Consider the following 26,979-nt stretch of genomic DNA (forward strand, 5'->3'; position numbering starts at 1 on the left):
GGGGCCCGCATCGCTCATCACATGTACAAGAAAGCTCTCGCGGCGATGCTCATGGCATTCGCCGCGATGTCGTCGCACGCGGCAGGTCCGGTTTCGGTCGCCATCGGCGATCGCGGGACGTGGCCGATATCCATCGATAGTACGGAGAACTTCGATCTCGCTTCGCGCGCCGAACTTCTCGCATTCGGCAAAGCGCTGGCCGATAGCGAACAACTGTCAGACGCCGAGTTGCAGAGCCGGCTGAAGGTGAAATCGTTCGATCGGGCATCGGTCGATCGTATCCGGGGCCGTTATTGGAAGCGTCTGACCGGAAACTATCTGAACGCTTCGGCGAATTGCACGCCGAGTGCTCCGTTTTGCGTAAAGGTGCATGGCGAGGCTGACTTCGTGAACGCGGCCAAAGCCTTCGCAGTCCCGGCGGATAGTCCGTATCGCGCGTGGTCATCGCAGGCTCGGACGTTTCACAACACGTATCTCGACGAACTGCTGAGACTGGCCGCGCTCTTTCCGAAGGTCAGCAGTGAGATCGACACGTATTCGTCGCGCGAGATCGACGGCAACGAGTTCGCCGACCGCACCTTCCTGCTCACCTTCGACGATGGCCCGACCACCGCCGGCGGCACAACCGACGCGTTGCTGCGGACGTTGCGAGACGCTCGCTTGAATGGCGTGTTCTTCACGCTCGGGACGCGGTTGCAAACGCGCTTGCAGCAGGCGGGTGTGTCGTCGATGGCGTATGCCTATCGCGGCATGTGCGTCGGCGCGCATGGCTGGGAGCATCGTTCGCACGCAACCTGGCCGTCGTGGGAAGAGTCGGTGGCGCGGAGCATCGGGCTGGCGCAGGCGAATCTGCCGGACAGTTTCGTTCCGCTCTTCGGGCCGCCCTATGGTCAACGCCGAGCGGACAGCGGCGACTTCTTCGCATCGCAAGGCCTGCGTGTGGCGCTCTGGAATATCGATTCGCAAGACTGGAACGAGAAGGTGAGCGCGGATGAAGTCAAACAGCGCGTGCTCACGCTCATGCTGCTGTGGCGACGCGGAATCATTCTTTTCCACGATATTCATCCGAAGGCGCAGGTTGCGGTGCCCTGGTTGCATGACCGGTTGACGGCATCGGGTGTGCAGTGGATGGATTGCAAGAGGGTTGGTCGCGACGAACGCCGATTGATCGCGCTGATTGTTTGAACCAACGACAGGCGGCGATGCGGTCAAAGGACGTCAAATGAAAAGAAGAAAGTTTATTGCCCTCACGGTATCGATGCCTTTCGCTCTCAGCGGGTGCCTGACATCCGGATTGAACGAGGAAGCAAAGTCGCCCGATTACTACAGGTACGCGGAAACGATAAGCAGTGTGCTTATCTCGGCTGACCAGAAGACGCTAGTGTTTCTTGGTAAGAATTATCACTGTATTTTCGATGCGCCGGATCACTTCGTGGATGTCCTTCAGTCACCCTTTCACGCCGGAATGACCGCAGATGTCAATCAGTTCTACGTAGACGGAGACAGCAATGTCAGCGGTTCCTTCGTCTTGAATCTCGACAAGGCGGCGAGCTTCAGCGAAGAGCAGAAGGAGGAACTGGGAAATCTTGGAATCGATCCGCAACGCCGGTCTCTCTCGTTCAGGCTTAGCGGGCGGCGATATGACGCGAAAGGTTTCGACCGGTCGAAGGTCAATCCCATGCTGCTGAACCAGTCTTATGAAGTCTCCGTCAGGGAGCAGCATTACTCCAATGCGAAGAAAGTCATCCTGCTGGCGACGCCCGTGACCGTGGCGGCAGATGGCGCGCTGATGATCCTCGCCATTCCATTGTTGCCTGTGCTCTATGTGGTCTTTATGCGGAACTTTCGTGTGATGTGACGCCCGGCTGATCAGATCGACTCGGGCTCACTCACGCAAGGCACGAAGCATTAGCGCCCGCCTATCCAAGGCGGGCGTTTTTTTACACCATTTTTACACCCCGCCTCCCACTCTTTTCCCGCCCTTTACGTCCATTTTCTTAATCTCCACCTTGTCCTGAACCGCACAAGGGGAGAACACCAAAATGGACCTGATTTACCTCGCCGGCATCGTCCTGTTCTGGGGACTTTGCGTGGCGCTCACGCGCGGCTGCGAGCGACTCGGCCGCCGCGCGACGGGAGGGCGTCCATGAGCGCCTGGATGCTGTGGCTCGCGGCGGCTTCCACGCTGCTGCTCTTCGTGTATCTCGTGTACGCGCTTCTGCGTGCGGAGGATCTCGAATGAACGCCAACACCTTCATGCAGACGGCGCTCTTCATCGTCGTGCTGATTGCGCTGGCCATTCCGCTCGGCCGCTATATCTCGAACGTGCTCGACGGATCGTCCGTTATCGTGCGCAAGATCGGACGCCCGATCGAATCGATGCTCTATCCCATCGCCGGCGTCGATCCCGAATCCGAGATGTCATGGAAGCATTACGCGCTCGCCGTGATGCTCTTCAACGTGCTCGGCGCGCTCGTGCTGTATGCGCTGCTGCGCCTGCAGGGCACGCTGCCCGCCAATCCGCAAGGCATGGCCGGCATGACGCCCGATGCCGCATTCAACACCGCCATCAGCTTCGTGACCAACACGAACTGGCAGGACTACGGCGGCGAAAGCACGCTCGGCTATCTCGCGCAGATGCTCGGCCTGACCGTGCAGAACTTTCTCTCGGCGGCGACGGGCATCGCGGTCGTCATCGCGCTGATTCGCGGCTTCAAGCGGCATAGCGCTCAGACCATCGGCAACTTCTGGGTCGACCTCACGCGCACGACGCTCTACATCCTTGCGCCGCTTGCCGTCGTGTTCGCGCTCGTCTTCGTGAGCCAGGGCGCGATCCAGAACTTCAGGGCGTATCAGGACGTATCGACGCTGCAGGTCACCACATATCAGACGCAATCCACCGACGCGCAAGGCAAGCCCGTCACGCAGACGCTCAAGGCCGACAAACAGACGCTGCCGATGGGGCCGGTCGCCTCGCAGGAAGCGATCAAGATGCTCGGCACGAATGGCGGCGGTTTCTTCAACGCGAACTCCGCGCATCCGTACGAGAACCCGACGCCGTTCTCGAACTTCATGCAGATGCTCGCGATGCTGATCATCCCGGCTGCGCTGTGCGTCGTGTTCGGGCGCACGGTCGGCGACAGGCGTCAGGGCTATGCCGTGCTCGCGGCGATGACCATCGCGTTCGCCGTCGCGTGCTGGGGCGAGATTGCATCGGAGCAGGCCGGCAATCCGCTTTACGCGTCGCTCAAGGTCGATACGCAAGCGTCCACGCTACAGGCCGGCGGCAACATGGAAGGCAAGGAAACGCGCCTTGGCATCGCGCAATCGGGCATCTTCACGGTCGCGACGACGGCCGCATCGTGCGGCGCGGTCTCCAGCATGCACGATTCGCTGACGCCGCTCGGCGGCCTCGTGCCGATGCTGCTGATCCAGCTCGGCGAAGTGATCTTCGGCGGCGTCGGTTCCGGTCTCTACGGCATGCTCGCGTTCGCGTTGCTCGCGGTGTTCGTCGCGGGTCTGATGATCGGCCGCACGCCCGAGTATGTCGGCAAGAAGATCGAATCGTTCGAGATGAAGATGGTCTCCATCGTCATTCTGCTTACGCCGCTATTGGTGCTGCTGGGCACATCGATCGCCGTGCTGAGCGCGGCGGGCACGGCGGGCATCGCGAATCCGGGCGCGCACGGCTTCTCCGAAGTGCTTTACGCGTTCAGCTCCGCCGCCAACAACAACGGCAGCGCGTTCGCGGGCCTTTCGGTGAACACGCCGTTCTATAACTCGATGCTCGCCATCGCGATGTGGTTCGGCCGCTTCGGTTCGCTCATTCCGATCCTCGCCATCGCGGGCTCGCTCGCCGCGAAGAAGCGTCTCGCCGTGACAGCGGGCACCTTGCCGACCCACGGACCGCTCTTCGTCGTGCTCCTGCTCGGCACGCTCCTTCTGGTCGGCGCGCTCACGTATGTGCCGGCGCTCGCGCTCGGGCCCATCGTCGAGCACGTCACGATGATCGCAAGCCATTGATTTCCGAGGACAGCATGAATCAAGAGAATCAAACGCCGCTGCATCGCCCGGAGAATCTCGGGCAGGCGCGCACAGCGGCACGTTCGATGTTCGATCCGGCGCTCGTGAAGCCGGCGATCGTCGATTCGTTCAGGAAGCTCGCGCCGCGCACGCAGTTGCGCAATCCGGTGATGTTCTGCGTCTACGTCGGCAGCATTCTGACGACGGTGCTCTGGCTCGCCGCGCTCGCCGGCCAGGCGGAAGCGCCCGCGGGCTTCATCCTCGCGATTGCGCTGTGGCTGTGGTTCACGGTGCTCTTCGCGAACTTCGCCGAAGCGCTCGCGGAAGGGCGCTCGAAGGCGCAGGCGGCATCGCTGCGCCAGGCGAAGCACAACGTGATGGCGAAGAAGCTCAACGAGCCGCATCCGAAATCGCCGATCCGCATCACGACGTCCACGGAATTGCGCCGCGACGATGTCGTGCTCGTCGAAGCGGGCGACGTGATTCCCGCCGACGGCGACGTGATCGAAGGCGTCGCGTCGGTCGACGAATCCGCGATCACGGGCGAATCCGCGCCGGTGATCCGCGAGTCGGGCGGCGATTTCTCGTCGGTGACGGGCGGCACGCGCGTGCTTTCCGACTGGATCGTCGTGCGCGTATCGGTGAATCCGGGCGAGGCGTTTCTCGACCGCATGATCGCGATGGTCGAAGGCGCGAAGCGTCAGAAGACGCCGAACGAAATTGCGCTGACGATCTTGCTCGTCGCGCTGACGCTCGTGCTGCTCTTCGCGACCGCGACGCTGCTGCCGTTCTCGATGTTCTCCGTCGAGGCGGCGAAGCAGGGCCACGTCGTCACGATCACCGCGCTCGTCGCGCTGCTCGTGTGCCTGATTCCGACGACGATCGGCGGGCTGCTGTCCGCGATCGGCGTCGCGGGCATGAGCCGCATGATGCAGGCGAACGTGATCGCGACGTCGGGCCGCGCGGTCGAAGCGGCCGGCGACGTCGACGTGCTGCTGCTCGACAAGACCGGCACGATCACGCTCGGCAATCGCCAGGCGTCGACGTTCGTGGCGGCGCCCGGCGTGGCCGAGCGCGATCTCGCGGACGCGGCGCAACTCGCATCGCTCGCCGATGAAACGCCGGAAGGCCGCAGCATCGTCGTGCTGGCGAAGCAGCGCTTCAATATCCGCGAGCGCGACATGGCGACGTTGCACGCGACCTTTCTCGCGTTCAGCGCGCAGACGCGCATGAGCGGCGTGGATCTGCCGAATCGCGAGATCCGCAAGGGTTCCGCCGATGCGTTGAAGCGTTACGTCGAAGAACGCGGCGGACGTTTTCCGCAGGAAGTGCAGCATGCCGTCGATGAAGTCGCGCGGCGCGGCAGCACGCCGCTCGTGGTGGCCGAGCGCGTGAACGATACGACGCGCGCGCTGGGCGTGATCGAGCTGAAGGACATCGTGAAGGGCGGCATCAAGGAGCGCTTCGCGGAGCTGCGCAAGATGGGCATCAAGACGGTGATGGTGACGGGCGACAACCGGCTGACGGCTGCTGCCATCGCGGCGGAAGCGGGCGTCGACGACTTTCTCGCCGAAGCGACGCCGGAAGCGAAGCTGGCGACGATCCGCGCGCATCAGTCCGAGGGGCGTCTCGTCGCGATGACGGGTGACGGCACCAACGATGCGCCCGCGCTCGCGCAGGCCGACGTCGCGGTGGCGATGAACACGGGCACGCAGGCCGCGAAGGAAGCGGGCAACATGGTCGATCTCGATTCGAACCCGACGAAGCTCATCGAGATCGTGGAGATTGGCAAGCAGATGCTGATGACGCGCGGCTCGCTGACGACGTTTTCCATCGCCAACGACGTCGCCAAGTACTTCGCGATCATCCCGGCCGCGTTTGCGACGACGTATCCGCAGTTGCGCGTGCTGGACGTGATGCATCTGGCGTCGCCATCGTCGGCGATTCTGTCGGCGGTGATCTTCAATGCGCTCATCATCGTGTTTCTGATTCCGCTCGCGTTGAAGGGCGTGAAGTATCGCGCTTTGGGCGCCGCGTCGTTGTTGCGACGGAACCTGCTGATTTACGGGCTGGGCGGCATCGTGTTGCCGTTTCCGTTCATCAAGCTCATCGATATGGTCATTACCGCTCTTGGCTGGAGTTGAACATCATGAAGAATCTGTTGCGTCCCATGCTGGTGTTGTTCGTCGCGTTGACTGTCGTGACGGGCGTGGTGTATCCGGCGGTCGTCACCGCGATCGGACAGGCGGCGTTTTCGCATCAGGCGAATGGGAGTTTGATCGAGCGCGATGGGCGTCTCATGGGCTCGGAGATCATCGGGCAGCAGTTCGATGCGCCTCGGTATTTCTGGGGGCGTTTGTCGGCTACTGCGCCGAATCCTTATAACGCGGGGAGTTCTAGTGGCTCCAATTTCGGGCCGACCAATCCGGCGCTCGCCGATGAGATCAAAGCGCGCATTGCCGCCTTGCACGATGCCGATCCGGGGAATGAGGCGGCTGTTCCCGTCGATCTGGTGACTTCGTCCGGGAGCGGGCTCGATCCGGAAATCAGTCCGGCGGCTGCGGCGTATCAGGTTTCGCGGGTCGCGAAGGCGCGGGGGATGTCGGTGGCTCGCGTTGAAGCGCTTGTCGCTCAAGCTACTAGCGGGAGGCAGTTTGGAGTGCTCGGAGAGTCTCGGGTGAATGTGCTTAAATTGAATCTTGCGTTGGATGGGGAGTAGTTGGGGGCGCTTGGCTTGGTTTCGCCGGATCCCGTTTTGCTCTCGGTCTATTAGCACTGCCCCTGTGCGGGGCGGCAGTCACTTTCTTTGCTGCTGCAAAGAAAGTAACCAAAGAAAGCAGCTTTTCAGGCCCGCGGTCACACGCAATTTGGGTAGTTCTCTCGTCCAAGGTGGCACTCGCCTAAAGAGTGCCCTCAAAGGACTAACGGGGCTTGGATCGCGCGCGGTCTGCCGCCCGAATGCGTCGAGCGCGCTGGTTCAGCACGAAAGAGCTTCGGCACAGCGCTACGCGCTGCCGCCGGGTATGCAAGGGAAACCAACGTGCGGCACTTGCGGAGAGATGGAGACGTTAGTAAAGCAGCAAATGCATCCCCGATTGACCGGTCGGCCGCGAAGCGGGCTGGAGCTATTTGGTGCTGAACCAGTTTGTTGTGTGGTGCGATGTGACAGACCGTGCGCGAGCCAAGCCCGATTAGGTGTTTGAGGGCACTCCTTAGGCAGCCCACGATGGACGAGAGGACTACCCAAATTGCGTGTGACCGCGGGCGTATCGGGAGCTGCTTTCTTTGGTTACTTTCTTTGCAGCAGCAAAGAAAGTGACTGCCGCCCCGCACAGGGGCAGTGCTAACAGACCGACACGAAAACGGGATCCAGCGAAATCGCAAGCGAACCACCACAACAAGCGCCAGCAAGAACCCCAAAAAAAACCATGCCCCGCCCAACCCCAGAAGAACTCCTCGACAAACTCCACCGCGAGGAAGAAAAACGCGAGCGCGGCAGACTGAAGATTTTCTTCGGCGCATCGGCGGGCGTAGGCAAGACCTTCGCGATGTTGCAGGCCGCACGCCGCCGCCGCGATGAAGGCGTGGAAGTAGTCGTCGGCCTGGTCGAAACGCATGGCCGCAAGGAAACCCTTGCACTGGTCGAAGGCCTCGAAACGCTCCCGCCCGCGCGCATCGAACACCGCGGACGTCTGCTCGCCGAATTCGACCTCGACGCCGCGCTCGCCCGAAAACCGCAACTCATCCTCGTCGACGAACTCGCGCACTCGAACGTGCACGGCTCGCGCCACATGAAGCGCTGGCAAGACGTGCAAGAACTGCTCGACGCGGGCATCGACGTCTATACGACCGTCAACGTCCAGCACCTCGAAAGCCTCAACGACATCGTCGGGCGCATCACCGGCATTCGCGTCTGGGAGACCGTGCCCGATCGCATCTTCGACCTCGCCGATGAAGTCACGCTCGTCGACCTGCCGCCCGAAGAACTGCTCGACCGTCTGCGCGAAGGCAAGGTCTACCTGCCGGCGCAGGCCGAGCACGCCGTGCGCAACTTTTTTCGCAAGGGAAATCTGATCGCGCTGCGCGAACTCGCCTTGCGCCGCACGGCCGATCGCGTCGACGCGCAAATGCGCGAATACCGCGCCGATCAGTCGATCGAACGCATCTGGCGCGCGCGCGAACGGCTCATCGCGTGCATCGGCCCGGGACCGGAAAGCGCGACGCTCGTGCGCGCGGCCGCGCGGCTCGCCACGGCGCTCAAGGCCGACTGGCTCGCGGTGTACGTCGAGACGCCGAAGCTGCAGCGCCTCTCCGACGATCAGCGCCGCCGCACGCTCGACGCGCTCAAGCTCGCCTCCGAACTCGGCGCGGAAACCGTCACGCTCGATGGCGCCGATGCCGCCGCGACGCTCATCGACTACGCGCACATGCGCAACGTGTCGAAGCTCGTGGCGGGCGCGTCGGCGAGCGCGGGATGGCGGCGTCTCATCGCTCGGCCGGTGAGCGAGCGCATCATCCGGCAAGGATCCGATATCGACGTGACGCTCGTGTCGACCGGCACACGCGACGAGCCACGCCGCACGATCACGCAAGCGTTCGGCACCTGGCGCGACGGCGCGCACTCGCCGCCGCGCGCCTATCTTCATGCGCTCGCGATCGGCGGCGGCATCACGCTCGTCGCCGACATGCTCGCCGCCCGTCAGTTCGCAATCACGAATCTCGTGATGCTCTATCTGCTCGGCGTGATCTTCGCGGCCGTGCGGCTCGGGCGCGGTCCCGGCGTGATGCTGTCGTTTCTGTCGGTCGCCGCGTTCGACTTCTTCTTCGTGCCGCCCGAGCTGTCTTTCTCCGTGACGGACACGCAGTATCTGCTCACGTTCCTCGTCATGCTGCTGACCTCGCTCACGATCAGTCATCTGACGTCGAGCCTGCGGCGCGAGGCGCGCATCGCATCGCAACGCGAGCGGCGCACGGGCGCGATGTACGCGATGACCAAGGAACTCGGCGCCGCGTTGATGACCGAGCAGATCATCGAGATCGGCACGCGCCACGTCGCGGAAGTGTTTCAGGCGAAGGTCGTGATGCTCCTGCCCGACGCCGCCGAGAAAGTGCGGCAGAAAGTGGACGAACCGAATCCCGATGTGACGCTCGATGCCGCGCGTCTCGATCTCGACATCGCGCAATGGGTCTACGACCAGCAGAAACCGGCCGGACGCGGCACCGAGACCTTGCCCGCGAGCCAGGCGCTTTATCTCCCGCTCAAGGCGCCGATGCGCACGCGCGGCGTGCTCGCGCTCGTGACCGGGCGCGAAGCCGAACTCGCGGTGCCCGAGCAGCGCCGCATGATCGAAACGTTCGCGTCGCAGATCGCGCTTGCGCTGGAACGCGTGCATTACGTCGAAATCGCGCAGGACGCGCTCGTCAACATGGAATCGGAGCGCCTGCGCAACTCGCTTTTATCCGCGATATCGCACGATCTGCGCACGCCGCTCACGTCGATCGTCGGCTTCGCTTCGGTGCTGGAGGAAGAGGCGCGGGAAGCAGGCGGCCAGAGCGAGGCATCGCAGGAACTCGTGCACGCGATCCACGAAGAAGCGCTGCGCATGAGCGGCCTCGTGATCAATCTGCTCGACATGGCGCGTCTGCAGGCGGGCGCGATCCGGCTGAATCGTCAATGGTCGATGCTCGAAGAAACCGTGGGCGCCGCGCTCGCGAGTTCGCGCCGCGTGCTCGCCGGGCGTCCCGTACAGACGCGCGTGCCGGCGAACTTGCCCTTGCTGCAACTCGACGCCGTGCTGATGGAGCGTCTCTTCGCCAACCTGCTGGAAAACGCCGCGAAGTACACGCCGCCCGCGACGCCGATCCGCATCGGCGCCGCGCTCGCGCACGACGGCGATGCGCGCTTCGTGCGCGTGTGCATCGACGATGAAGGGCCGGGCGTGCCGGCCGGCATGCAGAACCGTCTCTTCGACAAGTTCACGCGCGGCGAGAAGGAATCGGCGCAACCGGGCATCGGGCTCGGTCTCGCCATCTGCCGCGCGATCGTCGAGGCGCATGGCGGGCACATCGGCGTCGAGAATCGCGCGGACGCGAACGGGCGCATTCTCGGCGCACGATTCTGGTTCACGCTGCCGGCCAACGATGCGCCGCCCGAAGAATTGCCGCCCGACGAGGATGTCGACTCGAAGGCGGCCGCGCCGGGAACGGACGATGTCTGACGCGGCGAATTATGATGTCGGCTCACGAGCAAACTGAAAACCAACGATGAGCCAACCGACTTTGAACGGCGAGCGCGTGCAGCTTCGTCCGCTGCAACGCGAGGATCGCGCCGCCTTGCTCGATGCAGCCGCCGACGGCGAACTCTGGAATCTGAGCGTGACGGTCGTGCCGAACGAAGACACCATCGATCGTTATATCGACACCGCACTCGCGGGCCGCGATGCCGGCACCGTGATGCCGTTCGTGATCGTGCGCGCCAGCGATGCGCGCGTCGTCGGCAGCACGCGTTACTGGAAGATCGACCGCGTGAACCGCAAGCTCGAAATCGGACATACGTGGCTCGCGGCATCGACGCAGCGCACGGGCATCAACACGGAAGCGAAGTTTCTGCTGCTCGCGCACGCGTTCGAAGCAATGCGTTGCGTGCGCGTGCAGTTCACCACCGACGAGCTCAATGCGAAATCGCGCGCGGCGATACTCGGCGTCGGCGCGAAACAGGAAGGCATCGTGCGGCACGAGCGCATCATGCCCGATGGCCGCAAGCGCAATTCGGTGCGCTTTTCGATCATCGACGACGAATGGCCCGACGTCAAAGCGATGCTGCTCGCCAAGCTCACGCGTCGAGCGTAGCGCGCGCCTTCAGCGCTTTCACGCGCGCCTTCATGAACGCGACGAAGCGGCGCGTGACGGTGTCGTCGCGTTCGTCTTGCCATGCAAGTCCGACGCGCCAGCGCGCCGCTCGATCGCGCAATGTCAGCACGCGCGCATCGCGCAGCAAGTACTGCGCGCGCGATGGCAGGAACGCCGCGCCCACGCCGCCCGCCACCGATGCGAGCACGGACTGGATATCGTCCGCTTCCTGAATCACGCGCGGCGCGAAATCGTGCTCCGCGCACCAGCGATCGATCTGCGCAGCAAGCCCCGGCCCGCGCCCACGCGACAGCGCGATGAATCCCGGTTCGTTCAGTTCGTTCAGATTCGCGGGCAGACGCTTGTAGCGCGTGTGCTCGGGCACGGCGAGCGCGAGCGTTTCATCGAGCACGGTGAAGCCGGAAAGCCCGGCGCTCGCGGGCATCCGCATGAATCCGACATCGAGCTTGTTCGCGAGGATGCGGCGCGTCTGTTCGTGCGACGAGAGATCGTGCAGCGTGATGCTCACGTCCGGATTCAGCGCGCCGAATTCGGCGATCAGCTTCGGCACATGCGTGAGCGTCGACAGGCACAAGCCGACGCGCAGAAATCCGCGCGCGCCGCTCGCGGCTTCGCGTGCGCGGGCCAGCACGGCGTCGGCGTCGCGCACGAGCGCTTGCGCATCGCCGATGAAGCCCGCGCCGAACGTCGTCAGATCCGCGCCGTGGCGTCCGCGTTCGAAGAGGCGCGCGCCGAGGCTTTCTTCGAGCGACGCAATCTGCTTGCTGAGCGCAGGCTGGCTCAAGTGCAGCGCTTCGGCGGCACGGCCGAAATGACGCAATTCGGCGATGGTGAGAAAGGAGCGCAGGAGTTTCAATTCCATTTGGCGATCGAACACGTCGAAACATTCATTTTACTTATCGATTGCCGAGCGCTTCAATGAGGATACTCACTCGTCACATCGGGAGTTCCACTTGGATGCCGCATCGTTTCGTGTCGCCGTCATCGCGCTCGAATCGCGGAAGGGCGATGCCGCGCTCGACTGTCGATTCATCGCCGCAAAGCTCGCCTATGCCGCGCGCCAAGGCGTGTGGCTCGCGCTGTTTTCCCCTTCGGGTATCGACGATTCGCGCGCCGATCCGTTCGACGATCCGTCGATTCACGCGATCGCCGCCGCCGTCGATGAAAGCGGCGTCGCGGCGGGCGTCGGCTGGATCGAGCGCACCGAAGACGGCGGGCGCTTCGACAGCTACGCGATATGTTTTCCCGGCGGCGCGCGCGTGCGTCATCGCATGCCGCATCTCGCGCGACGCGGTTCGCACAGCGGCGATCGCCTCGGCGTATTCGACGCGCATCCGCTTGCGCACGAGACGGAGCGCACGACGGAGCGCACGACGGAACGCACGATGCCGCGCGGTTCGCTGCCGCTCAGTTTCGCGATCGTCGGCCGTCATCGATTGACGGGTTGAATCGCGCCTCCGCACGGCTTTTATGTCCCGATACAATCGGACGAACAGCCCGGCACGGAGGTTTCGCACATGGATTTGATCATTCGCCGCGCGGCGCTCGCTCACTCGCGCGAACTCGTCGACATCGGCATGGAGGCGGGGCGCATCGCCGCGATCGAGCGGCATCTTGCGGCCACCGCGCGCGAGGAAATCGATGCGAACGGCTCGCTCGTCACCGCGCCTTTCGTCGACGCGCACTTCCATATGGACGCGACGCTTTCCTACGGCCTGCCGCGCGTGAATGCGTCCGGCACGCTGCTCGAAGGCATCGCGCTATGGGGTGAATTGAAGCCGGATCTCACGCAGGAAGCGCTCGTCGAGCGCGCGCTGCAGTACTGCGACTGGGCCGTCGCGCGCGGATTGCTCGCGATCCGTTCTCATGTCGATGTGTGCGATCCGCGGCTTCTGGCCGTCGAAGCGCTCGTCGAAGTGAAACGGCGCGTGAAGCCGTATCTCGATCTGCAACTTGTCGCGTTTCCGCAGGACGGCGTGTTGCGCAGCCCGGGCGCGTTCGACAATCTGAAGCGCGCGATCGCGATGGGCGTCGATGTCGTCGGCGGCATTCCGCACTTCGAGCGCACGATGGCGGACGGCGCGGCATCGGTGAAGCTGCTGTGCGAATACGCGGCGGAGCAGGGCTTGCGCGTGGACATGCACTGCGACGAATCCGACGATCCGATGTCGCGCCACATCGAAACGCTCGCTGCGGAGACGCATCGGCTCGGCTTGCATGGACGCGTCACCGGCTCGCATCTCACGTCGATGCATTCGATGGACAACTACTACGTCAGCAAGCTCATTCCGCTGATGCGCGAGGCGGGCGTGAATGCAATCGCGAATCCGCTCATCAACATCACGTTGCAGGGGCGCTCGGATACTTACCCGAAGCGGCGCGGCATGACGCGCGTGCCGGAACTGATGGCGGCGGGCATCACGGTCGCGTTCGGGCACGACTGCGTGATGGATCCGTGGTACAGCCTGGGTTCGGGCGACATGCTCGACGTCGCGCACATGGGCTTGCACGTCGCGCAGATGACGGGCGTCGACGCGATGCGCGCGTGCTTCGATGCGGTCACGAAAAATCCTGCGCGGATTCTCGGGCTCGAAGGGTATGGCATCGAAGTGGGCTGCAACGCGGATTGCGTGGTGCTGGATGCGCGCGATCCTGTCGAAGCGATTCGGCTGCGGGCGGCGCGAACGGTTGTTGTCAGGCGCGGGAAGGTGGTGAGCCGGAGTCCGGCCGTGCGCGCGACGCTGGCGCTGGAAGGAAGGCCGGGGGAGGTGGATTTCAGGATCGAGAGGCGATAAAAAAAACCCGGTCCTCGCGGACCGGGTTTTCGCATCAATCGGCAGGAGGCGTCAATGCACCGTCGCGCCCGACATCCCGTTATGCCTCAACAACGCGTCGATATCCGGCTCGCGCCCACGGAACGCCTTGAACGATTCCATCGCCGGACGGCTGCCGCCGACTTCCAGAATCTCGCGACGATAACGCGTACCCGTGGTCGCATCGAGCACCGAACCGCTTCCGGCCTTCGCGGCTTCCTCGAACGCGGCGTACGCATCGGCGGATAAAACTTCTGCCCACTTGTAGCTGTAATACCCCGCCGCATACCCGCCCGCGAAAATATGGCTGAACGTATTCGGCCAGCGCGAGAAGGGCGCCTGCGGGATCACATGGAACTTCTCGTTGATCGCGCGTGCGAGATCGTTGACGTTCTGCGTCGCGTTGGCCGGATCGTAGGACGTGTGCAGCACCATATCGAACATCGAAAAGACGATCTGGCGCAGCGTGCCCAAACCGCTCTGGAAGTTCTTCGCGGCGAGCATCTTGTCGAACAGTTCGCGCGGCAGCGGCGCGCCGGTTTCGACGTGCGCGGACATGTCGGTCAACACGTCCCATTCCCAGCAGAAATTCTCCATGAACTGCGACGGCAGTTCGACCGCATCCCACTCCACGCCGTTGATGCCCGACACGCCCAGTTCGTCGATGCGCGTCAGCATGTGATGCAGCCCATGCCCGAATTCGTGGAACAGCGTGATGACTTCATCGTGCGTGAAGCATGCGGGTTTGCCGCCCACCGGCGCCGAAAAGTTGCAGGTGAGATAAGCAACCGGCGTCTGCACGCCGCCTTCGCCGCGCTTGTGACGCGAGCGCGCGTCGTCCATCCATGCGCCGCCGCGCTTGCCTTCGCGCGCGTAGAGGTCGAGATAGAACTGCGCGACGAGCGTGCCGTCCTTGTTCTCGACGCGGAAAAAGCGCACGTCCGGATTCCACACGGCGGCTTCGTCGCGGCGGATCGACACGTTGAAGAGCGTCTCCGTCACCTTGAAGAGACCCTTCAACACGGCTTCTTGCGGGAAGTATTGCTTCACTTCGTTTTCCGAGAACGAATAGCGCTTCTGACGCAGCTTCTCCGCCGCGTACGCGATGTCCCACGGCTGCAACTCGGGCATGCCGAGCTCGGTCGCGGCGAACGCGCGCAGTTCCATCCAGTCGTTTTCGGCGTAGGGGCGGGCGCGCTTCGCCAAGTCTTCGAGGAACGCGATGACCTGCGCGGGCGATTCCGCCATCTTCGGCGCGAGCGACACTTCCGCGAAGTTCTGATAACCGAGCGTCTTCGCTTCTTCCTCGCGCAGCTTCAGATGCTCGACGACGTTCGCTGTGTTGTCCCATTCGGCCTTGCCGTTGCCATAGGTCGCGCCGAGTTCGGACGCGCGCGTGACGTACGCGCGATACATCGCCTCGCGCATCGGACGATGCTCCGAATACTGCAGCACCGGGAAATACGACGGGAAATGCAGCGTGAACTTCCAGCCGTCCTTGCCGTCGCGTTGCGCGGCTTCGTGGGCGGCTTCGATCACGTCGTCGGGCAGACCGGCGAGATCGCTCTTCTGCGTGACGATGTACGCATAGGCGTTGGTCGAATCGAGGACGTGATCCGAAAACGCCTTCGACAGCGCCGCCTGTTCTTCCTGCAACTGCGCGAAACGCGGCTTGCGGTCTTCGGGTAATTCGGCGCCCGAGAGACGGAAATCGCGCAGCGAGTTTTCGAGGATTTTTTTGCGCTCGGCCGACAAGCCCGCGAATTCGGTACCGGCGGCGATCGCCTTGTACTTTTCGTAGAGCGCGAGATTCTGTCCGACGCTCGCCGAGAATTCGGTCACGCGCGGCAGGTTTTCAGCGTGGGCGGCGCGCAGTTCGGGCGTGTCGGCGACGGCGTTCAGATGGCCGACGATGCCCCACGCGCGCGACAATTTTTCCGATTCCTGCTCGACGGCCTCGACGACGTCTTTCCACGTCGCAGGCGTCTCGGGCGCGCTTGCACGGTCGACGGCGGCCTTGGCATTGGCAAGGAGCACATCGAGCGCGGGCGTGACGTGCGCCGGCTGAATCTCGCCGAAACGCGGAAGATCGGAGAAGTCGAGCAGCGGATTGGCCGCTGCCGCTTCGGACGTGATGGCTGACGTGGTATCGCTCATGGCTCTCCCGTGCTGATGTTGGATGACGCCGCACGGGTGTCGCGCCCCGCGCCGGCTCGTTCGGAGATTATTGGGGCGGGCGCGGCAAATTCCAATCGTTTGTTTTTAAGGGGCCGATTAAGGCAATGCCCGGCATTCCCCTACAACCCGCGGCCGCCCCGCGCCGCTCAAGCCTGCGCCGCGCGCTCGGCCGCTTCGATCGTGTTGACGAGCAGCATCGTGATGGTCATCGGGCCGACGCCGCCGGGCACCGGCGTGATATAGCCCGCCACTTCCTTCACGCCCGCGAAATCGACGTCGCCGCACAGCTTGCCTTCGTCGTTGCGGTTCATGCCGACGTCGATGACCGTCGCGCCCGGCTTCACCATGTCCGCCGTGAGGATGTCGCGGCGGCCGACCGCGGCGACGATCACATCGGCGTCGCGCGTATGTTTGGCGAGGTCGCGCGTCTTGCTGTGGCAGATCGTGACGGTCGAGCCCGCTTCGAGCAGGAGCAGCGCCATCGGCTTGCCGACGATGTTCGAGCGCCCGATCACGACGGCGTTCGCGCCTTTCAGGTCGATGCCGTGCGCTTCGAACATCTTCATCACGCCGTAGGGCGTGCACGGGCGAAAGAGCGGCTTGCCGGTCAGAAGCGCGCCCGCATTGGCGACGTGAAAACCGTCGACGTCCTTTTCCGGCGCGATCGCCTCGATGACCTTGTGGCTGTCGATGTGGGCGGGCAGCGGCAGTTGCACGAGGATGCCGTGGATCGACGCATCGGCGTTGAGCTTTTCGATGTGCGCGAGCAGTTCGTTTTCGGCGAGCGTCGCGGGGAAACGGTCCATCACCGAGTGCAGGCCGTTGTCCTGGCAGGCCTTCACCTTGTTGCGCACGTAGACTTCGCTCGCCGGATTGTCGCCGACGAGCACGACGGCCAGGCCCGGCTTGTGTCCACGGGCGGAGAGGGCGGCGGCGCGCCGGGCGACATCGGCGCGAAGGGTCTTGGATAGGGCGTTGCCGTCGATGAGTTGGGCGGTCATGGCGAATCGGATCGAGGATGGGCGAGGGCGCGCGAGGGCGTGAAGCCGACGCCGTGCCCGCCGCTCTGATCGGCGACGGTGCGCGGCGCTCGCGCAAGGTGCTGGGCGCTTGCTTGGCCGCTGTGCGGCAAATGCGCCCTTGGGAAGGGCGAAATTATACCGCCGGGCGCGCTCGGGAGTCTCGGCGGGTCACCGACGTGAAACCAGAATCTCGGATCCGCTGCGTGCCGATGAGTCTTCGCCCAGCGCTTGTCAAATTACTTGCCGCTTACCAGTAAACCACCGTTCTTCCGGGATACTCCCTGCCGCGTTATTTACCGATGCTTGCAGGAGAAAATCAAGAATGTCTTTCGGAAAATGTGCAGTCATATCATTGACGTTTAGCAGTGTCGTTTTGCTTTCCGCCTGCGGTGGCGGAGGCTCCGGCGGCGCGGATGAGAACCGTCAGCCCGCCAGCGCGCCCGCCGCGGCCGCACCGGCCAGCGCGGCGTCGTCGACGGTCCCTTCGACAGATTTGCCGACCAGCGCCAGCGCGCCTGCTGCGGCGTCTTCGCCGGCAACGGTGGGGGAAGCACTGCCGAGCCTCGCGAATCCGCAAGCAGGATCGACGGCGCAAACAGGAACGAACGCCGAAGGAATCTGGACGACGAATTCGCTGACGAACCGCACCATCGCGCTAGTCGATCCGGACGGCAATATCTCGTCGCTCAATGCGATTGGGTCGATCGTGACCAGCGCACTCTATGGCGTCATCTCATACTCGCCGCAGGCCTGGACGCTGACGTCCGGTCTGTCTTTCAACAACATGCTGTTCGCGTATCCGACGAGCTCGGGAAGCGGAACCTACTCGCCGCGAAACACTTTCAGCGGGAGCTACGTCGCGAATGGAGCGACCACGGAGTTCTCGTCGAACTACGATGCAGCGAACGCATTGAGTGTCACGCAGCAGAGCGTCGCGGGCACCTGGACGCAATCGTCGACGTCGCTGACGATCGCCGACGACGGCTCTTTCACAGGCAAACTAAGCGGTTGCGACGTCAGCGGAAAAATGTTGCTGGCGACGCCCGGCAGCAATCGCAACATGTACGCCGTGACGATGAGCGTGGCGCCCGCCACTTCCTGCTCGGTGCCCGCCGGCACGACCTATACCGGCAACGCGGCCATTCTGTTCGTGCCGATCACCGGCAGCAATGGTTATCGCCGAACGGTTCTGTACAACGTGCATAACCTGAACGAACTTCGTTATGCCTACGGCCAGTTGACGAAACAATAGTCCTCTCGCCCTGAGCCGCGCGCCACCCCGCGCCCGCTCAGGGCGTCACCACCTTCCACGACGAATCCGGGTTGAACGACTTGATCGCCGCCGCCTTGCTTGCGGAAGCCGGGCCCAGATCCTTCTCGTAGATCTGTCCGTCCTGATTGACCATGAACGTCATCACGCCCGTCTGGCCGTAGCGCGCGGGCGTCGCGATGACGCCGAAACCCTGCGTCAGCCGTCCGTCCTGAAGATAGTTCTTCGCGCCGCCCGGTGCGTTCGAGCCTTGCGACGTCAGAATGCGGTAGTGATAGCCGTAGTAGCCGTCCTTGTCGGTCGGCTTGTTCGGCATCGTCTCGGCGAGCGGACCGAGCGGGCTTTCCGGCTCGCCCGGCGCCGTGTCCCAGTAAAGGCCGTCGTGCTTGCCGGGCGTGCTCACGAAGCGGTCGGCGTAGCGCCCCGCCGTCTTGCGATAGTCGTCCTGCGCGGCGACGACCGCGAGCGCGACCTGCATCGCCGATCGCTCGTTGCGCCCGATGCGCCTCGTCAGCAGCTCGTCGCGCGCGGCGCGCATGTCGAAGCGCCAGCCGTTCGCGACCTTGACGAGCGGAATCGGCAGCGTCCAGCCGTCCGTGCCCGCTTCGATGCGCGCTGAAGGATGTCCGTCGACCTTTTGCGCATCCTCGACGATGCGATGCTGCTGCGCCCACGCGCCGAGGTACGCGTAGATATCCTCCCGGCCGATGCTGCCTTCGGGCACATATCGGCGATGGTCCTTGCCGAGCACTTTGGCGAGCGCGGCTTCGTCGTTGGTGGCGATGGCGTCGGTGAACGCTTGCGCCGCCGCTTCGGGCGTCGGATAAACGGCCTGCGCGTGCGCGAGCGACGCGCCGAGCACGAGCGACGCGACCGCGAACGCGCGCAGGACGAGCTTCTTCGATGAGGCGAATGGTTTCATGTCGGGCTCCTGGATCTGGCGTTCGCCGCATTCGCGGCGTTTGACGATGGAATCGATCATCAACGGCGGAAGCCTCCGCCGCCGCCTCGATGGAACCCGCCGCCGCCTCCGCCACCGCCGTGGAATCCGCCACCGCCGCCGCCTTGAAATCCGCCGCCGCCACGTTGCACGCCGCCTCCGCCCGCGCCCAAACCACCGCCACCGCCACCGCCACCGCCGCCGCCCGCCTGACGCTGAACACCGCCGCCACCCGCGCCGGCGCGCTCATGCGACTGATTGAACGACTGCCGGCTCGCCTGTCCGCGCTGCATGTCCTGGCGCGCGCCGTTGCCGTCGCCCGCGCCGCGCAGCGCGTTGTCGCGATTTACGTCCTGCGAGCGCTGACGAAGATCGCTCGTCGTGCGCGCGTTCGGTCCGCCGCCCTCGCGGATGCTCTGCGCGCGCTGGCTCGCCGATTCGTTGAGGTTCTGGCCGGTGCGCTGCTGCAAGGTCTGCGCGGCTTGCGCGCGCGCATCCTCGCGGCCCCGGAACTGGTTGCCGTTCGCGCCGAGATTGGCGTTGTTCAGGTTCTGGCGGTTCGCGGCGACGTTCGTCCGGTTGAACTGCGGATCGTTGCGGTTCCAGCGCACGTTATTGCTGTTCGCATTGATGCGGTTGGCCGTGTTGATGTTGTTGTAGCGATTCACGTTGACGTTGACATCGCCGTGACCCCAGTTGCAGTTGCCCCACAGCGAATTCACGACCGCGACGCCTGTTGCGAACGCCATGCCGGTCATGAACGCCGACCCGATCGCATATCCCGGAGGCGGCGGCACATAGACCGGCGGATACGCGGGATATGGCCACGTCCCGTACACGACCGTCGGGTTGTAGGTCGGCACGTAGACGACTTGCGGATTGGCGGGCTCGATCTGGATCACCGTAGTGCTGGTGGTCGTACTGCCCGCCGGCGCGGGCGCGCTCGTGACTTTCTGCTGCTCGTTCGTCTTCAGATTGCCCGCGCTTTGCGCCGCGCGCCGCAGACGCTGAACGGAGTCCATCACGTCGCTCGGCTGCGCGATGAACGCGTTGCCGAGCTGCGTCACCCAGTCGATCTTGGAGGCCATCGTCGCGAGCGCCTGCGGGAAAGCGACGAGCGACTGCACGCTCGGGTCCCACGGCTGCGTCTGCACGGCTTTCACGGCGTCGTCGCCCTTGACGTTCGGATTCGCCTTCGACCAGTCGGCCGCTTCGGTAATCTGCGACGGATACGTCGACGCCATCAGCACTTGCGCGAGCAGCGCATCCGGATAGAGCGCGACCGGCGCGGTCAGCGCGTCGAGTTGCTGGTTCGTGAGTTTCTGGCCGGCCGGCGCGGCGTTCTGCGCTTGCGCGTCGAGCGGATGCGCGGCGAAAAGCGGCATCGCGGCGAGCGTGACGGCGAACGCGATCGCTCTTGCCGTGCCGATTTGCGAACCAATGACACCCATTCGTTTCGACATCGAATCCCCCCGTGCGAGACGTTGCGAGATCGTTGCGCGTAGCCGGGATTGAAGCGAGGAAATCGGGTAGTGATCCGGCGTGATTCAGCCAATATCACTTTTCAGTTCGGCGTTCAACGAACTTTGGCGGGAAGGAGATTCGGGCGCATTCGCTCGCGAGCGCGCCGATAAACGCGCGGCCGGCATGACGATGCCGGCCGCGAAGGGGAGAGCCGAAGCGCTATTGCTGCGGCTTGTTCGACAGCGCGAGACGCAGCAGATCGGCCACCGTGTTCACGGAAAGCTTCTCCATGATGTTCGCGCGATGCGCTTCGACCGTCTTGATGCTGATGCCGAGATCGTCGGCGATCTGCTTGTTCAGCCGCCCGGCGATGATGCGTTCTAGCACCTGATGCTCGCGCGCCGTCAGCTTGCCCAAGCGCTCTGCGGCCGCGCGCTGCTGCTGCACGCTGGTGCTCTCGCTGCGCGCCTTTTCGAGCATGCGCTCGACGAGCTTGCGCAGTTCGGCTTCGTCGAACGGCTTCTCGATGAAGTCCATCGCGCCCTTCTTCATGGTCGAGACGGCCATCGGGACGTCGCCGTGCCCCGTCACGAAGATGATCGGCAAGAGCGAGTTCTCGGCGATGAGCTTCTCCTGCAGTTCGAGCCCCGTCATGCCGGCCATGCGCACGTCGAGGATCAGGCAGGAAATCGCGCCGGAATGGGCGATCGGCAGGTAGACGTCGAGGAACGATTCCGCGCTGGAGAAACACTGAACGCGATAGCCGTTTGCTTCGAGCAGCCAGCGCAAGGAATCACGTACGGCTTCGTCATCGTCGACGACGAAGACGGTTTCCTGAGTGGTGACTGTGCTCATAGTTCTCCCGTAACTGTTTGTTGTCTCGTATGTTCGTCCTGCGCATCCGTGCCGCCCGTGCCCGAGCCGCCTTCCACTTCGCCGATCGGCAGGCTGCAGTGGAAAGTCGCGCCGGTCACGTGGCCGTCCGCTTCGACGTTGTTGACCACCCAAAGGCGCCCGCGATGCGACTCGATGATCGAACGGCAGATGTTCAACCCCATGCCCATGCCGTCGGACTTGGTGCTGTAGAACGGCTCGAAGAGACGCTCGGCGGTTGCTTCGTCCACGCCCGGACCCTGGTCGACCACGCTGATGCACACGAAGCCGCCGTCCATGCGCTGCACGACTACGCGTATCACCGGATCGACGGCGTGTGGTTTCGCATCATGCATCGCCTCGGCCGCGTTTTTCAACAGGTTGACCAACACTTGTTCGATCAAAACCGGGTCGACGTAAATGACGGGCATCCGCGAACGGATTTCGGTGACGATGCGGATCTTGCGTTTGCGCGCCTCGATCTCGGCGAGACCGACCGCGTCCGCGACGATATCCGCGACGCGCGCCGCCTGGCGCTTCGGTTCGCTGCGCTTCACGAACTCGCGGATGCGCTTTATGATCATGCCCGCGCGCACGGCCTGCTGCGCGGTTTTTTCGAGCACCGGAAGCAGCGTTTCCTGCGTCATGCGGCCGGATTTCACGAGCGCGACGCAGCCCGAGCAATAGTTGTTGATCGCGGCGAGCGGCTGATTCAGCTCGTGCGCGAGCGATGACGCCATTTCGCCCATCGTCATCAGGCGGCTCGTGAACTGGAGCTTTTCTTCCTGCTGATGCGCGAGTTCCTGCGCCTGCTTCCTCTGCGTGATGTCGGTGGCGATCTGCATCTGCGCGAGATGGCCGTCGACCCACTGAATGTACTGGCGGCGCACCTCGAACCACTTCTGAATGCCTTCGACGTAGACCTCCTGCGCGTCGGCCGAGCTTTCCGTGAGGGCGGTGGCGGGCAGGCCCGCGTAGGTATCGACCATGTCGATGGTGTCGGACGAGCTCTGCGAACCGCCGTCGAACGCCGCGCCCGCGAGTTCCAGATGGCCGTCCGGACGAATGCCGAACAGATGCCGGTAATAGCGGTTCGCGAACAGCAGTTCGGCTTCGTCGGCGGCGAGCACGGAGACGGCGGCGTCGAGACTTTCGAGGACGGTGGTGAAGCGCTCGTGCGCGGCGGCGAGTTCCTCACGCGCGCGTTTCGGTTCGGTGATGTCCGTCATCGACGACATCCAGCCCGTCTGACGGCCGGAACTGTCGATGAGCGGCGAGACATAGAGTCGCGCGTGGAAAAATGACCCGTCTTTTCGGCGCACACGCAGTTCGAAACCGGACGAGGGCGCTTTGCCGCGCAGCGTCATGTCGAGCTGGCGCTGCATCTCCGGATACGCGTCGCGCGGCCAGTACGGGAACGGCGCGTTCTTGCCGACGAGATCGCTTTCGTCCCAGCCCGTCATCCGGCAGAACGCCGGATTCACGTGCGTGATGCGGCCGTGCATGTCGAGCACGCGCATGCCGATCAGCACGGAGTTTTCCATCGCGCGACGGAAGAACGCCTCGGCGTAGAGCGCCTGCTGCGCCTCGAAGCGCTGGCGCGTGTGCTTCCACAGACTCCAGAGACTCCACAGCACGAAGCACGACAAACCGGCGACGAGCCAGACGAGCGTGTTGTTGGTGAAGTTCGTGAGCTGCGGATACGAGTACACGCGCACCGACAGGCCTTGTCCGGGCGGGTCGAGCGGCAGGTCGTAGAACATGTCGCGCGGCAGGCGCGGGCGGCTCGATGTGGTCGCGAGCTCGCGGTTGTTCAGATCGGTGATGGAAATCTTGTATTTCGCCGACAATTCGCTCGGAATGTCGTGCTTCAGTATGCCTTCGATCGAGAACACGGCCGCGATCGAGCCGAGGAATTCGCGGTCGCGGAAAACCGGCGTCTGCAGCGTGATGTAGCCGTTGCCGAGATCGTCGTACAGCAACGGCGAGTAGACTTGGCGGCGGGTGGTGCGCGCTTCGTCGAAGGCGGCCTGCACGGCCTCGTCCATCTGCGTGTCGTTCGGCTTGGCGAGGCGCGATCCGAGCACGGGCAGCGGCGTATTCGGCCAGCGCGGCTTATGCTCGCTCGTGTACCAGTTCATGTAGAGGATCTCGGGATGCCCCTGCATGATGTCGGTGGACGATGTCTGGAAGGTTTGCGGATCGCCGTGCCCGGTCGCGATGTCGCGCGCGAGCGCCTGGATCTGCTCCTGCGCACCGGTCATCGACAGGCGAATTTGTTGCTGAGCCCACGCGACGTTGCGATAAAGCGTGTCTTCCTGCTGCTGTTGCTCGCGCCGGTTCAGGCTCCAGAGAATCAGACTCATCACGATCAGAAACACCAGGATCGAAATGAGCGGCGTGAGTAAATAGGAGTTCGACCACCACGGTCCGTGGTGCCAGCGGGAGGGCGAGGCGTCGGTCGGCTTGCGCGCGGACCTCGCCGAGCGTTTGATCAGCCGTTCGGTCAACATGGAGCGATTGTAACGCACCACCTGATTGTTAAATGGCGTAAAAAGACGGTAAAGCGTGCTCAGTTGCAGGAAAAGGAGGAGAAACATCTGAACAAAAAAGTCTTATCGGACGGTGCGTTGCAGCAATTTTTCGCATGGTGAGATTAGCTCTCATGATTTGAAAAATTCCTTGCGTCATGGTCTGGACCCTCTTTAGAATTGCCGGCACGCGGCCAGTGCCCGCTTTTCCGCGTGTGTTCGCGGGCGTGCGCCGGCGGTTCTCATCGAGTGTTCCTCACATCAGGAGACGAGCATGTCCGCTGTACCCGACGAAGTTCTCAAATATGTCGCCAACGCCAAGGACGACGATCCTCAGGAAACCGCCGAGTGGCTCGATGCGCTCGACGGCGTGATTTCCGCGGTCGGTCCTGATCGCGCGCACTACCTGATCGAGAAACAGATCGAATTCGCTCGCGTGCATGGCGAGCACCTGCCGTTTTCGGCGAACACGCCGTACATCAACACGATCCCCGTCGCTTCGCAGGCGAAGATTCCGGGCGATCAGGACATCGAACACCGCATCCGCTCGTACACCCGCTGGAACGCCATCGCGATGGTGCTGCGCGCGGGCAAGGACACGAACGTCGGCGGTCACATCGCTTCGTTCGCATCGGCCGCGACGCTCTACGACGTCGGCTTCAATCACTTCTGGCACGCGCCTTCGAAAGATCACGGCGGCGACCTCGTCTTCGTGCAGGGCCACTCGTCGCCGGGCGTCTATTCGCGCGCGTTCCTGCTCGGCCGCCTGACCGAGAAGCAACTGAACAACTTCCGCCAGGAAGTGGGCGGCGAGGGCATCTCGTCGTATCCGCATCCGTGGCTGATGCCGGATTTCTGGCAATTCCCGACCGTGTCGATGGGCCTCGGCCCGATCATGGCGATCTATCAGGCGCGCTTCATGAAGTACATGGCCGCGCGCGGCATGGCGAAGACCGAAGGCCGCAAGGTCTGGGCGTTCCTCGGCGACGGCGAAACGGACGAGCCGGAATCGCTCGGCGCGATCGGCATGGCCGGCCGCGAGCGTCTGGACAACCTCGTGTTCGTCATCAACTGCAATCTGCAGCGACTGGACGGCCCGGTGCGCGGCAACGGCAAGATCATTCAGGAACTCGAAAGCGAATTCCGCGGCGCGGGCTGGAACGTCATCAAGGTCATCTGGGGCAGCCGCTGGGACGCGCTCTTCGCACGCGACAAGACCGGCGCGCTGATGCGCCGCATGATGGAAGTCGTCGACGGCGAATATCAGACGTACAAGTCGGAGTCGGGCGCGTTCGTGCGCGAGCACTTCTTCAACACGCCGGAACTCAAGGCGCTCGTCGCCGACTGGTCCGATGACGACATCTGGAACCTGAACCGCGGCGGCCACGATCCGCACAAGATCTACGCGGCCTTCGACGCAGCGACCAAGACGAAGGGCGCGCCGACCGTCATCCTCGCCAAGACCATCAAGGGCTATGGCATGGGCGAGCATGGTCAGGCGATGAACATCACGCACCAGCAGAAGAAGCTGCCGATCGACACGCTGAAGAAATTCCGCGACCAATTCCGTCTGCCGCTTACCGACGAGCAGATCGCCGACGTGCCGTATCTCACGTTCGAGGAAGGCTCGAAGGAACTCGAATACATGCGCCAGAAGCGCATGGACCTGGGCGGCTATCTGCCGACGCGCCGCGAGAAGGCCGAATCGCTGCCGGTGCCGGCGCTGTCCGCGTTCGAGCCGCTCTTGAAGGGCACGGGCGAAGGCCGCGAAATCTCCACGACGATGGCGTTCGTGCGGATCCTCAACATCCTGCTGAAGGACAAGGCGCTCGGCAAGCGCATCGTGCCGATCGTCCCGGACGAGTCGCGCACGTTCGGCATGGAAGGCCTCTTCCGCCAGATCGGCATCTGGAATCAGGACGGCCAGAAGTACATCCCGGAAGACTCCGACCAGCTGATGTTCTACAAGGAATCGGAGACGGGGCAGATCCTGCAGGAAGGCATCAACGAAGCGGGTGGCATGTGTGACTGGATCGCGGCCGCGACGTCGTACTCGACGCACGGCGAGATCATGATCCCGTTCTACATCTTCTACTCGATGTTCGGCTTCCAGCGCATCGGCGATCTGGCGTGGGCCGCGGGCGACATGCGTTCGCGCGGATTCCTGCTGGGCGGCACCGCTGGCCGCACGACGCTGAACGGCGAAGGGCTGCAGCACGAAGACGGCCACTCGCTGCTGTGGGCGGCATCGATTCCGAACTGCGTGAGCTATGACCCGACGTTCGGTTACGAACTCGCCGTCATCATGCAGGACGGCCTGCGCCGCATGGTCGCGGACCAGGAAGACGTGTACTACTACATCACCGTGATGAACGAGAACTACGAGCATCCGGCGATCCCGCAAGGCGATGCCGTGGCTTCGGACATCATCAAGGGCATGTACGCCTTCAAGAAGGCCGATGCGCCGGCCAAGGCGCACGTTCAGTTGATGGGCGCGGGCACGATCTTCAACGAAGTCATCGCCGCGGCTCAACTGTTGAAGGACGACTGGGGCGTCAGCGCCGATCTGTGGAGCGTGCCGAGCTTCACCGAACTGGCCCGCGACGGTCAGGCGTGCGAGCGCTGGAACCTGCTGCATCCGACCGAAGAGAAGAAGCTGCCGCACGTCACGGCGCTGCTGAAGGACGCGAAGGGCCCGGTGATCGCATCGACGGATTACATCCGCGCGCTCGTCGACCAGATTCGCGGCTATGTCCCGCAGAAGTTCGTGGTGCTCGGCACCGACGGCTATGGCCGCTCGGATACGCGCGAAGCGCTGCGCCACTTCTTCGAAGTCGACCGCTACTGGGTGACGCTGGCTGCGCTCAACGCGCTGGCCGACGAAGGCACGATCGAGCGCAAGGTCGTCGCCGAGGCGATCAAGAAGTACAACCTCGACCCGTCCAAACCCAACCCGATGACCGTCTAAAGGCATCGCCCCCGTGCGTTGTGACGC

Annotated in this window: 21 protein-coding genes; 13 read left to right on the forward strand and 8 right to left on the reverse strand. The window is 63.7% G+C overall.

Going from position 1 to position 26,979, the window contains the following annotated elements; all coding sequences use genetic code 11:
- The first annotated feature begins 21 nt into the window (after positions 1 to 21).
- The 9 genes from QCE58_RS06120 (at position 22) to QCE58_RS06160 (ending at position 10,872) form a co-directional block, all read left to right on the forward strand.
- A complete protein-coding gene (locus QCE58_RS06120; protein ID WP_250521038.1) occupies positions 22 to 1,185 on the forward strand; it encodes a polysaccharide deacetylase family protein in 1,164 nt (387 codons plus the stop codon).
- A 37-nt stretch (positions 1,186 to 1,222) separates the two neighbouring features.
- Positions 1,223 to 1,858, forward strand: coding sequence for a hypothetical protein (locus QCE58_RS06125; RefSeq protein ID WP_250521039.1), 636 nt, complete (start codon positions 1,223 to 1,225; stop codon positions 1,856 to 1,858).
- A 184-nt stretch (positions 1,859 to 2,042) separates the two neighbouring features.
- Positions 2,043 to 2,150: a potassium ABC transporter ATPase gene (locus tag QCE58_RS06130; RefSeq protein WP_193788594.1), complete on the forward strand. Its 108-nt coding sequence runs from the start codon at positions 2,043 to 2,045 to the stop codon at positions 2,148 to 2,150.
- Positions 2,147 to 2,242 (forward strand): K(+)-transporting ATPase subunit F, encoded by a 96-nt coding sequence (kdpF, locus tag QCE58_RS06135; protein ID WP_008350504.1) that lies wholly within the window; start codon positions 2,147 to 2,149, stop codon positions 2,240 to 2,242. Before QCE58_RS06130 ends, kdpF begins: the two co-directional genes overlap by 4 nt.
- Complete coding sequence (gene kdpA, locus QCE58_RS06140) at positions 2,239 to 4,023, forward strand: potassium-transporting ATPase subunit KdpA (RefSeq protein ID WP_250521040.1); 1,785 nt, start codon at positions 2,239 to 2,241, stop codon at positions 4,021 to 4,023. The genes kdpF and kdpA overlap by 4 nt, the downstream gene beginning before the upstream one ends.
- A 14-nt stretch (positions 4,024 to 4,037) precedes the next feature.
- On the forward strand, positions 4,038 to 6,167 hold the full coding sequence (gene kdpB / locus QCE58_RS06145; RefSeq protein ID WP_051996808.1) for a potassium-transporting ATPase subunit KdpB: 2,130 nt from the start codon (positions 4,038 to 4,040) through the stop codon (positions 6,165 to 6,167).
- 5 nt (positions 6,168 to 6,172) lie between these two features.
- A complete protein-coding gene (kdpC, locus tag QCE58_RS06150) occupies positions 6,173 to 6,742 on the forward strand; it encodes a potassium-transporting ATPase subunit KdpC (RefSeq protein ID WP_250434423.1) in 570 nt (189 codons plus the stop codon).
- A 709-nt stretch (positions 6,743 to 7,451) separates the two neighbouring features.
- Positions 7,452 to 10,241, forward strand: a complete 2,790-nt coding sequence (locus tag QCE58_RS06155; RefSeq protein WP_250521041.1) for a sensor histidine kinase KdpD — start codon at positions 7,452 to 7,454, stop codon at positions 10,239 to 10,241.
- 46 nt (positions 10,242 to 10,287) lie between these two features.
- Positions 10,288 to 10,872 carry a GNAT family N-acetyltransferase gene (locus QCE58_RS06160; RefSeq protein WP_008350495.1) on the forward strand — a complete coding sequence of 195 codons (585 nt, stop codon included), beginning with the start codon at positions 10,288 to 10,290 and terminating at the stop codon, positions 10,870 to 10,872.
- Here the strand turns inward: QCE58_RS06160 and QCE58_RS06165 are convergent.
- Positions 10,856 to 11,755, reverse strand: a complete 900-nt coding sequence (locus QCE58_RS06165) for a LysR family transcriptional regulator (RefSeq protein WP_033537202.1) — start codon at positions 11,753 to 11,755, stop codon at positions 10,856 to 10,858. The genes QCE58_RS06160 and QCE58_RS06165 overlap by 17 nt on opposite strands.
- 91 nt (positions 11,756 to 11,846) lie before the next feature.
- On the opposite strand from QCE58_RS06165, the gene QCE58_RS06170 reads away from it, so the two are divergent.
- Both QCE58_RS06170 and QCE58_RS06175 read left to right on the forward strand, forming a co-directional pair.
- On the forward strand, positions 11,847 to 12,341 hold the full coding sequence (locus tag QCE58_RS06170) for a hypothetical protein (RefSeq protein WP_250521042.1): 495 nt from the start codon (positions 11,847 to 11,849) through the stop codon (positions 12,339 to 12,341).
- A 69-nt stretch (positions 12,342 to 12,410) separates the two neighbouring features.
- The gene (locus QCE58_RS06175; RefSeq protein ID WP_008350489.1) at positions 12,411 to 13,688 is read left to right on the forward strand and encodes an amidohydrolase family protein; all 1,278 of its coding nucleotides are present in this window, start codon (positions 12,411 to 12,413) and stop codon (positions 13,686 to 13,688) included.
- Positions 13,689 to 13,739: 51 nt separating this feature from the next.
- Here the strand turns inward: QCE58_RS06175 and QCE58_RS06180 are convergent, their stop codons facing one another.
- The 3 genes from QCE58_RS06180 to QCE58_RS06190 all read right to left on the reverse strand — a co-directional run bounded on the left by QCE58_RS06180 (position 13,740) and on the right by QCE58_RS06190 (position 17,557).
- Positions 13,740 to 15,863 carry a M3 family metallopeptidase gene (locus tag QCE58_RS06180; protein WP_008350487.1) on the reverse strand — a complete coding sequence of 708 codons (2,124 nt, stop codon included), beginning with the start codon at positions 15,861 to 15,863 and terminating at the stop codon, positions 13,740 to 13,742.
- Between the two features lie 167 nt (positions 15,864 to 16,030).
- Positions 16,031 to 16,885, reverse strand: a complete 855-nt coding sequence (folD, locus tag QCE58_RS06185) for a bifunctional methylenetetrahydrofolate dehydrogenase/methenyltetrahydrofolate cyclohydrolase FolD (RefSeq protein WP_250439530.1) — start codon at positions 16,883 to 16,885, stop codon at positions 16,031 to 16,033.
- 444 nt (positions 16,886 to 17,329) lie between these two features.
- Positions 17,330 to 17,557, reverse strand: a complete 228-nt coding sequence (locus QCE58_RS06190; RefSeq protein WP_235366345.1) for a hypothetical protein — start codon at positions 17,555 to 17,557, stop codon at positions 17,330 to 17,332.
- A 55-nt stretch (positions 17,558 to 17,612) separates the two neighbouring features.
- Between QCE58_RS06190 and QCE58_RS06195 the strand changes: the two genes are divergently transcribed.
- Positions 17,613 to 18,158: a hypothetical protein gene (locus QCE58_RS06195; RefSeq protein WP_239294958.1), complete on the forward strand. Its 546-nt coding sequence runs from the start codon at positions 17,613 to 17,615 to the stop codon at positions 18,156 to 18,158.
- Positions 18,159 to 18,195: 37 nt separating this feature from the next.
- On the opposite strand, the gene QCE58_RS06200 is transcribed toward QCE58_RS06195, so the two are convergent.
- The 4 genes from QCE58_RS06200 to fixL all read right to left on the reverse strand — a co-directional run bounded on the left by QCE58_RS06200 (position 18,196) and on the right by fixL (position 23,966).
- The gene (locus tag QCE58_RS06200) at positions 18,196 to 19,098 is read right to left on the reverse strand and encodes a DUF2950 domain-containing protein (protein WP_235366347.1); all 903 of its coding nucleotides are present in this window, start codon (positions 19,096 to 19,098) and stop codon (positions 18,196 to 18,198) included.
- A gap of 59 nt (positions 19,099 to 19,157) precedes the next feature.
- Positions 19,158 to 20,567, reverse strand: a complete 1,410-nt coding sequence (locus tag QCE58_RS06205; protein WP_250521043.1) for a DUF3300 domain-containing protein — start codon at positions 20,565 to 20,567, stop codon at positions 19,158 to 19,160.
- Between the two features lie 232 nt (positions 20,568 to 20,799).
- Positions 20,800 to 21,435, reverse strand: coding sequence for an oxygen response regulator transcription factor FixJ (fixJ, locus tag QCE58_RS06210; RefSeq protein ID WP_008350478.1), 636 nt, complete (start codon positions 21,433 to 21,435; stop codon positions 20,800 to 20,802).
- The gene (gene fixL, locus QCE58_RS06215; protein WP_034472179.1) at positions 21,432 to 23,966 is read right to left on the reverse strand and encodes an oxygen sensor histidine kinase FixL; all 2,535 of its coding nucleotides are present in this window, start codon (positions 23,964 to 23,966) and stop codon (positions 21,432 to 21,434) included. The genes fixJ and fixL overlap by 4 nt, the downstream gene beginning before the upstream one ends.
- 292 nt (positions 23,967 to 24,258) lie before the next feature.
- Between fixL and aceE the strand changes: the two genes are divergently transcribed.
- Positions 24,259 to 26,952 (forward strand): pyruvate dehydrogenase (acetyl-transferring), homodimeric type, encoded by a 2,694-nt coding sequence (gene aceE / locus QCE58_RS06220; protein ID WP_034472145.1) that lies wholly within the window; start codon positions 24,259 to 24,261, stop codon positions 26,950 to 26,952.
- Positions 26,953 to 26,979 lie beyond the last annotated feature (27 nt).

It is taken from the genome of Caballeronia sp. LZ028 (assembly GCF_031451415.1).
Lineage (GTDB): Bacteria > Pseudomonadota > Gammaproteobacteria > Burkholderiales > Burkholderiaceae > Caballeronia > Caballeronia zhejiangensis.

What these genes read in the sequence shown, in the direction of transcription:
- fixJ (WP_008350478.1), bottom strand. Translation starts at nt 21,435, where the DNA reads ATGAGCACAGTCACCACTCAGGAAACCGTCTTCGTCGTCGACGATGAC.
- QCE58_RS06125 (WP_250521039.1), top strand. Translation starts at nt 1,223, where the DNA reads ATGAAAAGAAGAAAGTTTATTGCCCTCACGGTATCGATGCCTTTCGCT.
- QCE58_RS06130 (WP_193788594.1), top strand. Translation starts at nt 2,043, where the DNA reads ATGGACCTGATTTACCTCGCCGGCATCGTCCTGTTCTGGGGACTTTGC.
- kdpB (WP_051996808.1), top strand. Translation starts at nt 4,038, where the DNA reads ATGAATCAAGAGAATCAAACGCCGCTGCATCGCCCGGAGAATCTCGGG.
- QCE58_RS06160 (WP_008350495.1), top strand. Translation starts at nt 10,288, where the DNA reads ATGAGCCAACCGACTTTGAACGGCGAGCGCGTGCAGCTTCGTCCGCTG.
- QCE58_RS06200 (WP_235366347.1), bottom strand. Translation starts at nt 19,098, where the DNA reads ATGAAACCATTCGCCTCATCGAAGAAGCTCGTCCTGCGCGCGTTCGCG.
- QCE58_RS06175 (WP_008350489.1), top strand. Translation starts at nt 12,411, where the DNA reads ATGGATTTGATCATTCGCCGCGCGGCGCTCGCTCACTCGCGCGAACTC.
- fixL (WP_034472179.1), bottom strand. Translation starts at nt 23,966, where the DNA reads ATGTTGACCGAACGGCTGATCAAACGCTCGGCGAGGTCCGCGCGCAAG.
- aceE (WP_034472145.1), top strand. Translation starts at nt 24,259, where the DNA reads ATGTCCGCTGTACCCGACGAAGTTCTCAAATATGTCGCCAACGCCAAG.
- folD (WP_250439530.1), bottom strand. Translation starts at nt 16,885, where the DNA reads ATGACCGCCCAACTCATCGACGGCAACGCCCTATCCAAGACCCTTCGC.
- QCE58_RS06165 (WP_033537202.1), bottom strand. Translation starts at nt 11,755, where the DNA reads ATGGAATTGAAACTCCTGCGCTCCTTTCTCACCATCGCCGAATTGCGT.
- QCE58_RS06155 (WP_250521041.1), top strand. Translation starts at nt 7,452, where the DNA reads ATGCCCCGCCCAACCCCAGAAGAACTCCTCGACAAACTCCACCGCGAG.
- kdpF (WP_008350504.1), top strand. Translation starts at nt 2,147, where the DNA reads ATGAGCGCCTGGATGCTGTGGCTCGCGGCGGCTTCCACGCTGCTGCTC.
- QCE58_RS06190 (WP_235366345.1), bottom strand. Translation starts at nt 17,557, where the DNA reads ATGGTGCGGTTCGTCAGCGAATTCGTCGTCCAGATTCCTTCGGCGTTC.
- kdpA (WP_250521040.1), top strand. Translation starts at nt 2,239, where the DNA reads ATGAACGCCAACACCTTCATGCAGACGGCGCTCTTCATCGTCGTGCTG.
- QCE58_RS06120 (WP_250521038.1), top strand. Translation starts at nt 22, where the DNA reads ATGTACAAGAAAGCTCTCGCGGCGATGCTCATGGCATTCGCCGCGATG.
- QCE58_RS06205 (WP_250521043.1), bottom strand. Translation starts at nt 20,567, where the DNA reads ATGGGTGTCATTGGTTCGCAAATCGGCACGGCAAGAGCGATCGCGTTC.
- kdpC (WP_250434423.1), top strand. Translation starts at nt 6,173, where the DNA reads ATGAAGAATCTGTTGCGTCCCATGCTGGTGTTGTTCGTCGCGTTGACT.
- QCE58_RS06180 (WP_008350487.1), bottom strand. Translation starts at nt 15,863, where the DNA reads ATGAGCGATACCACGTCAGCCATCACGTCCGAAGCGGCAGCGGCCAAT.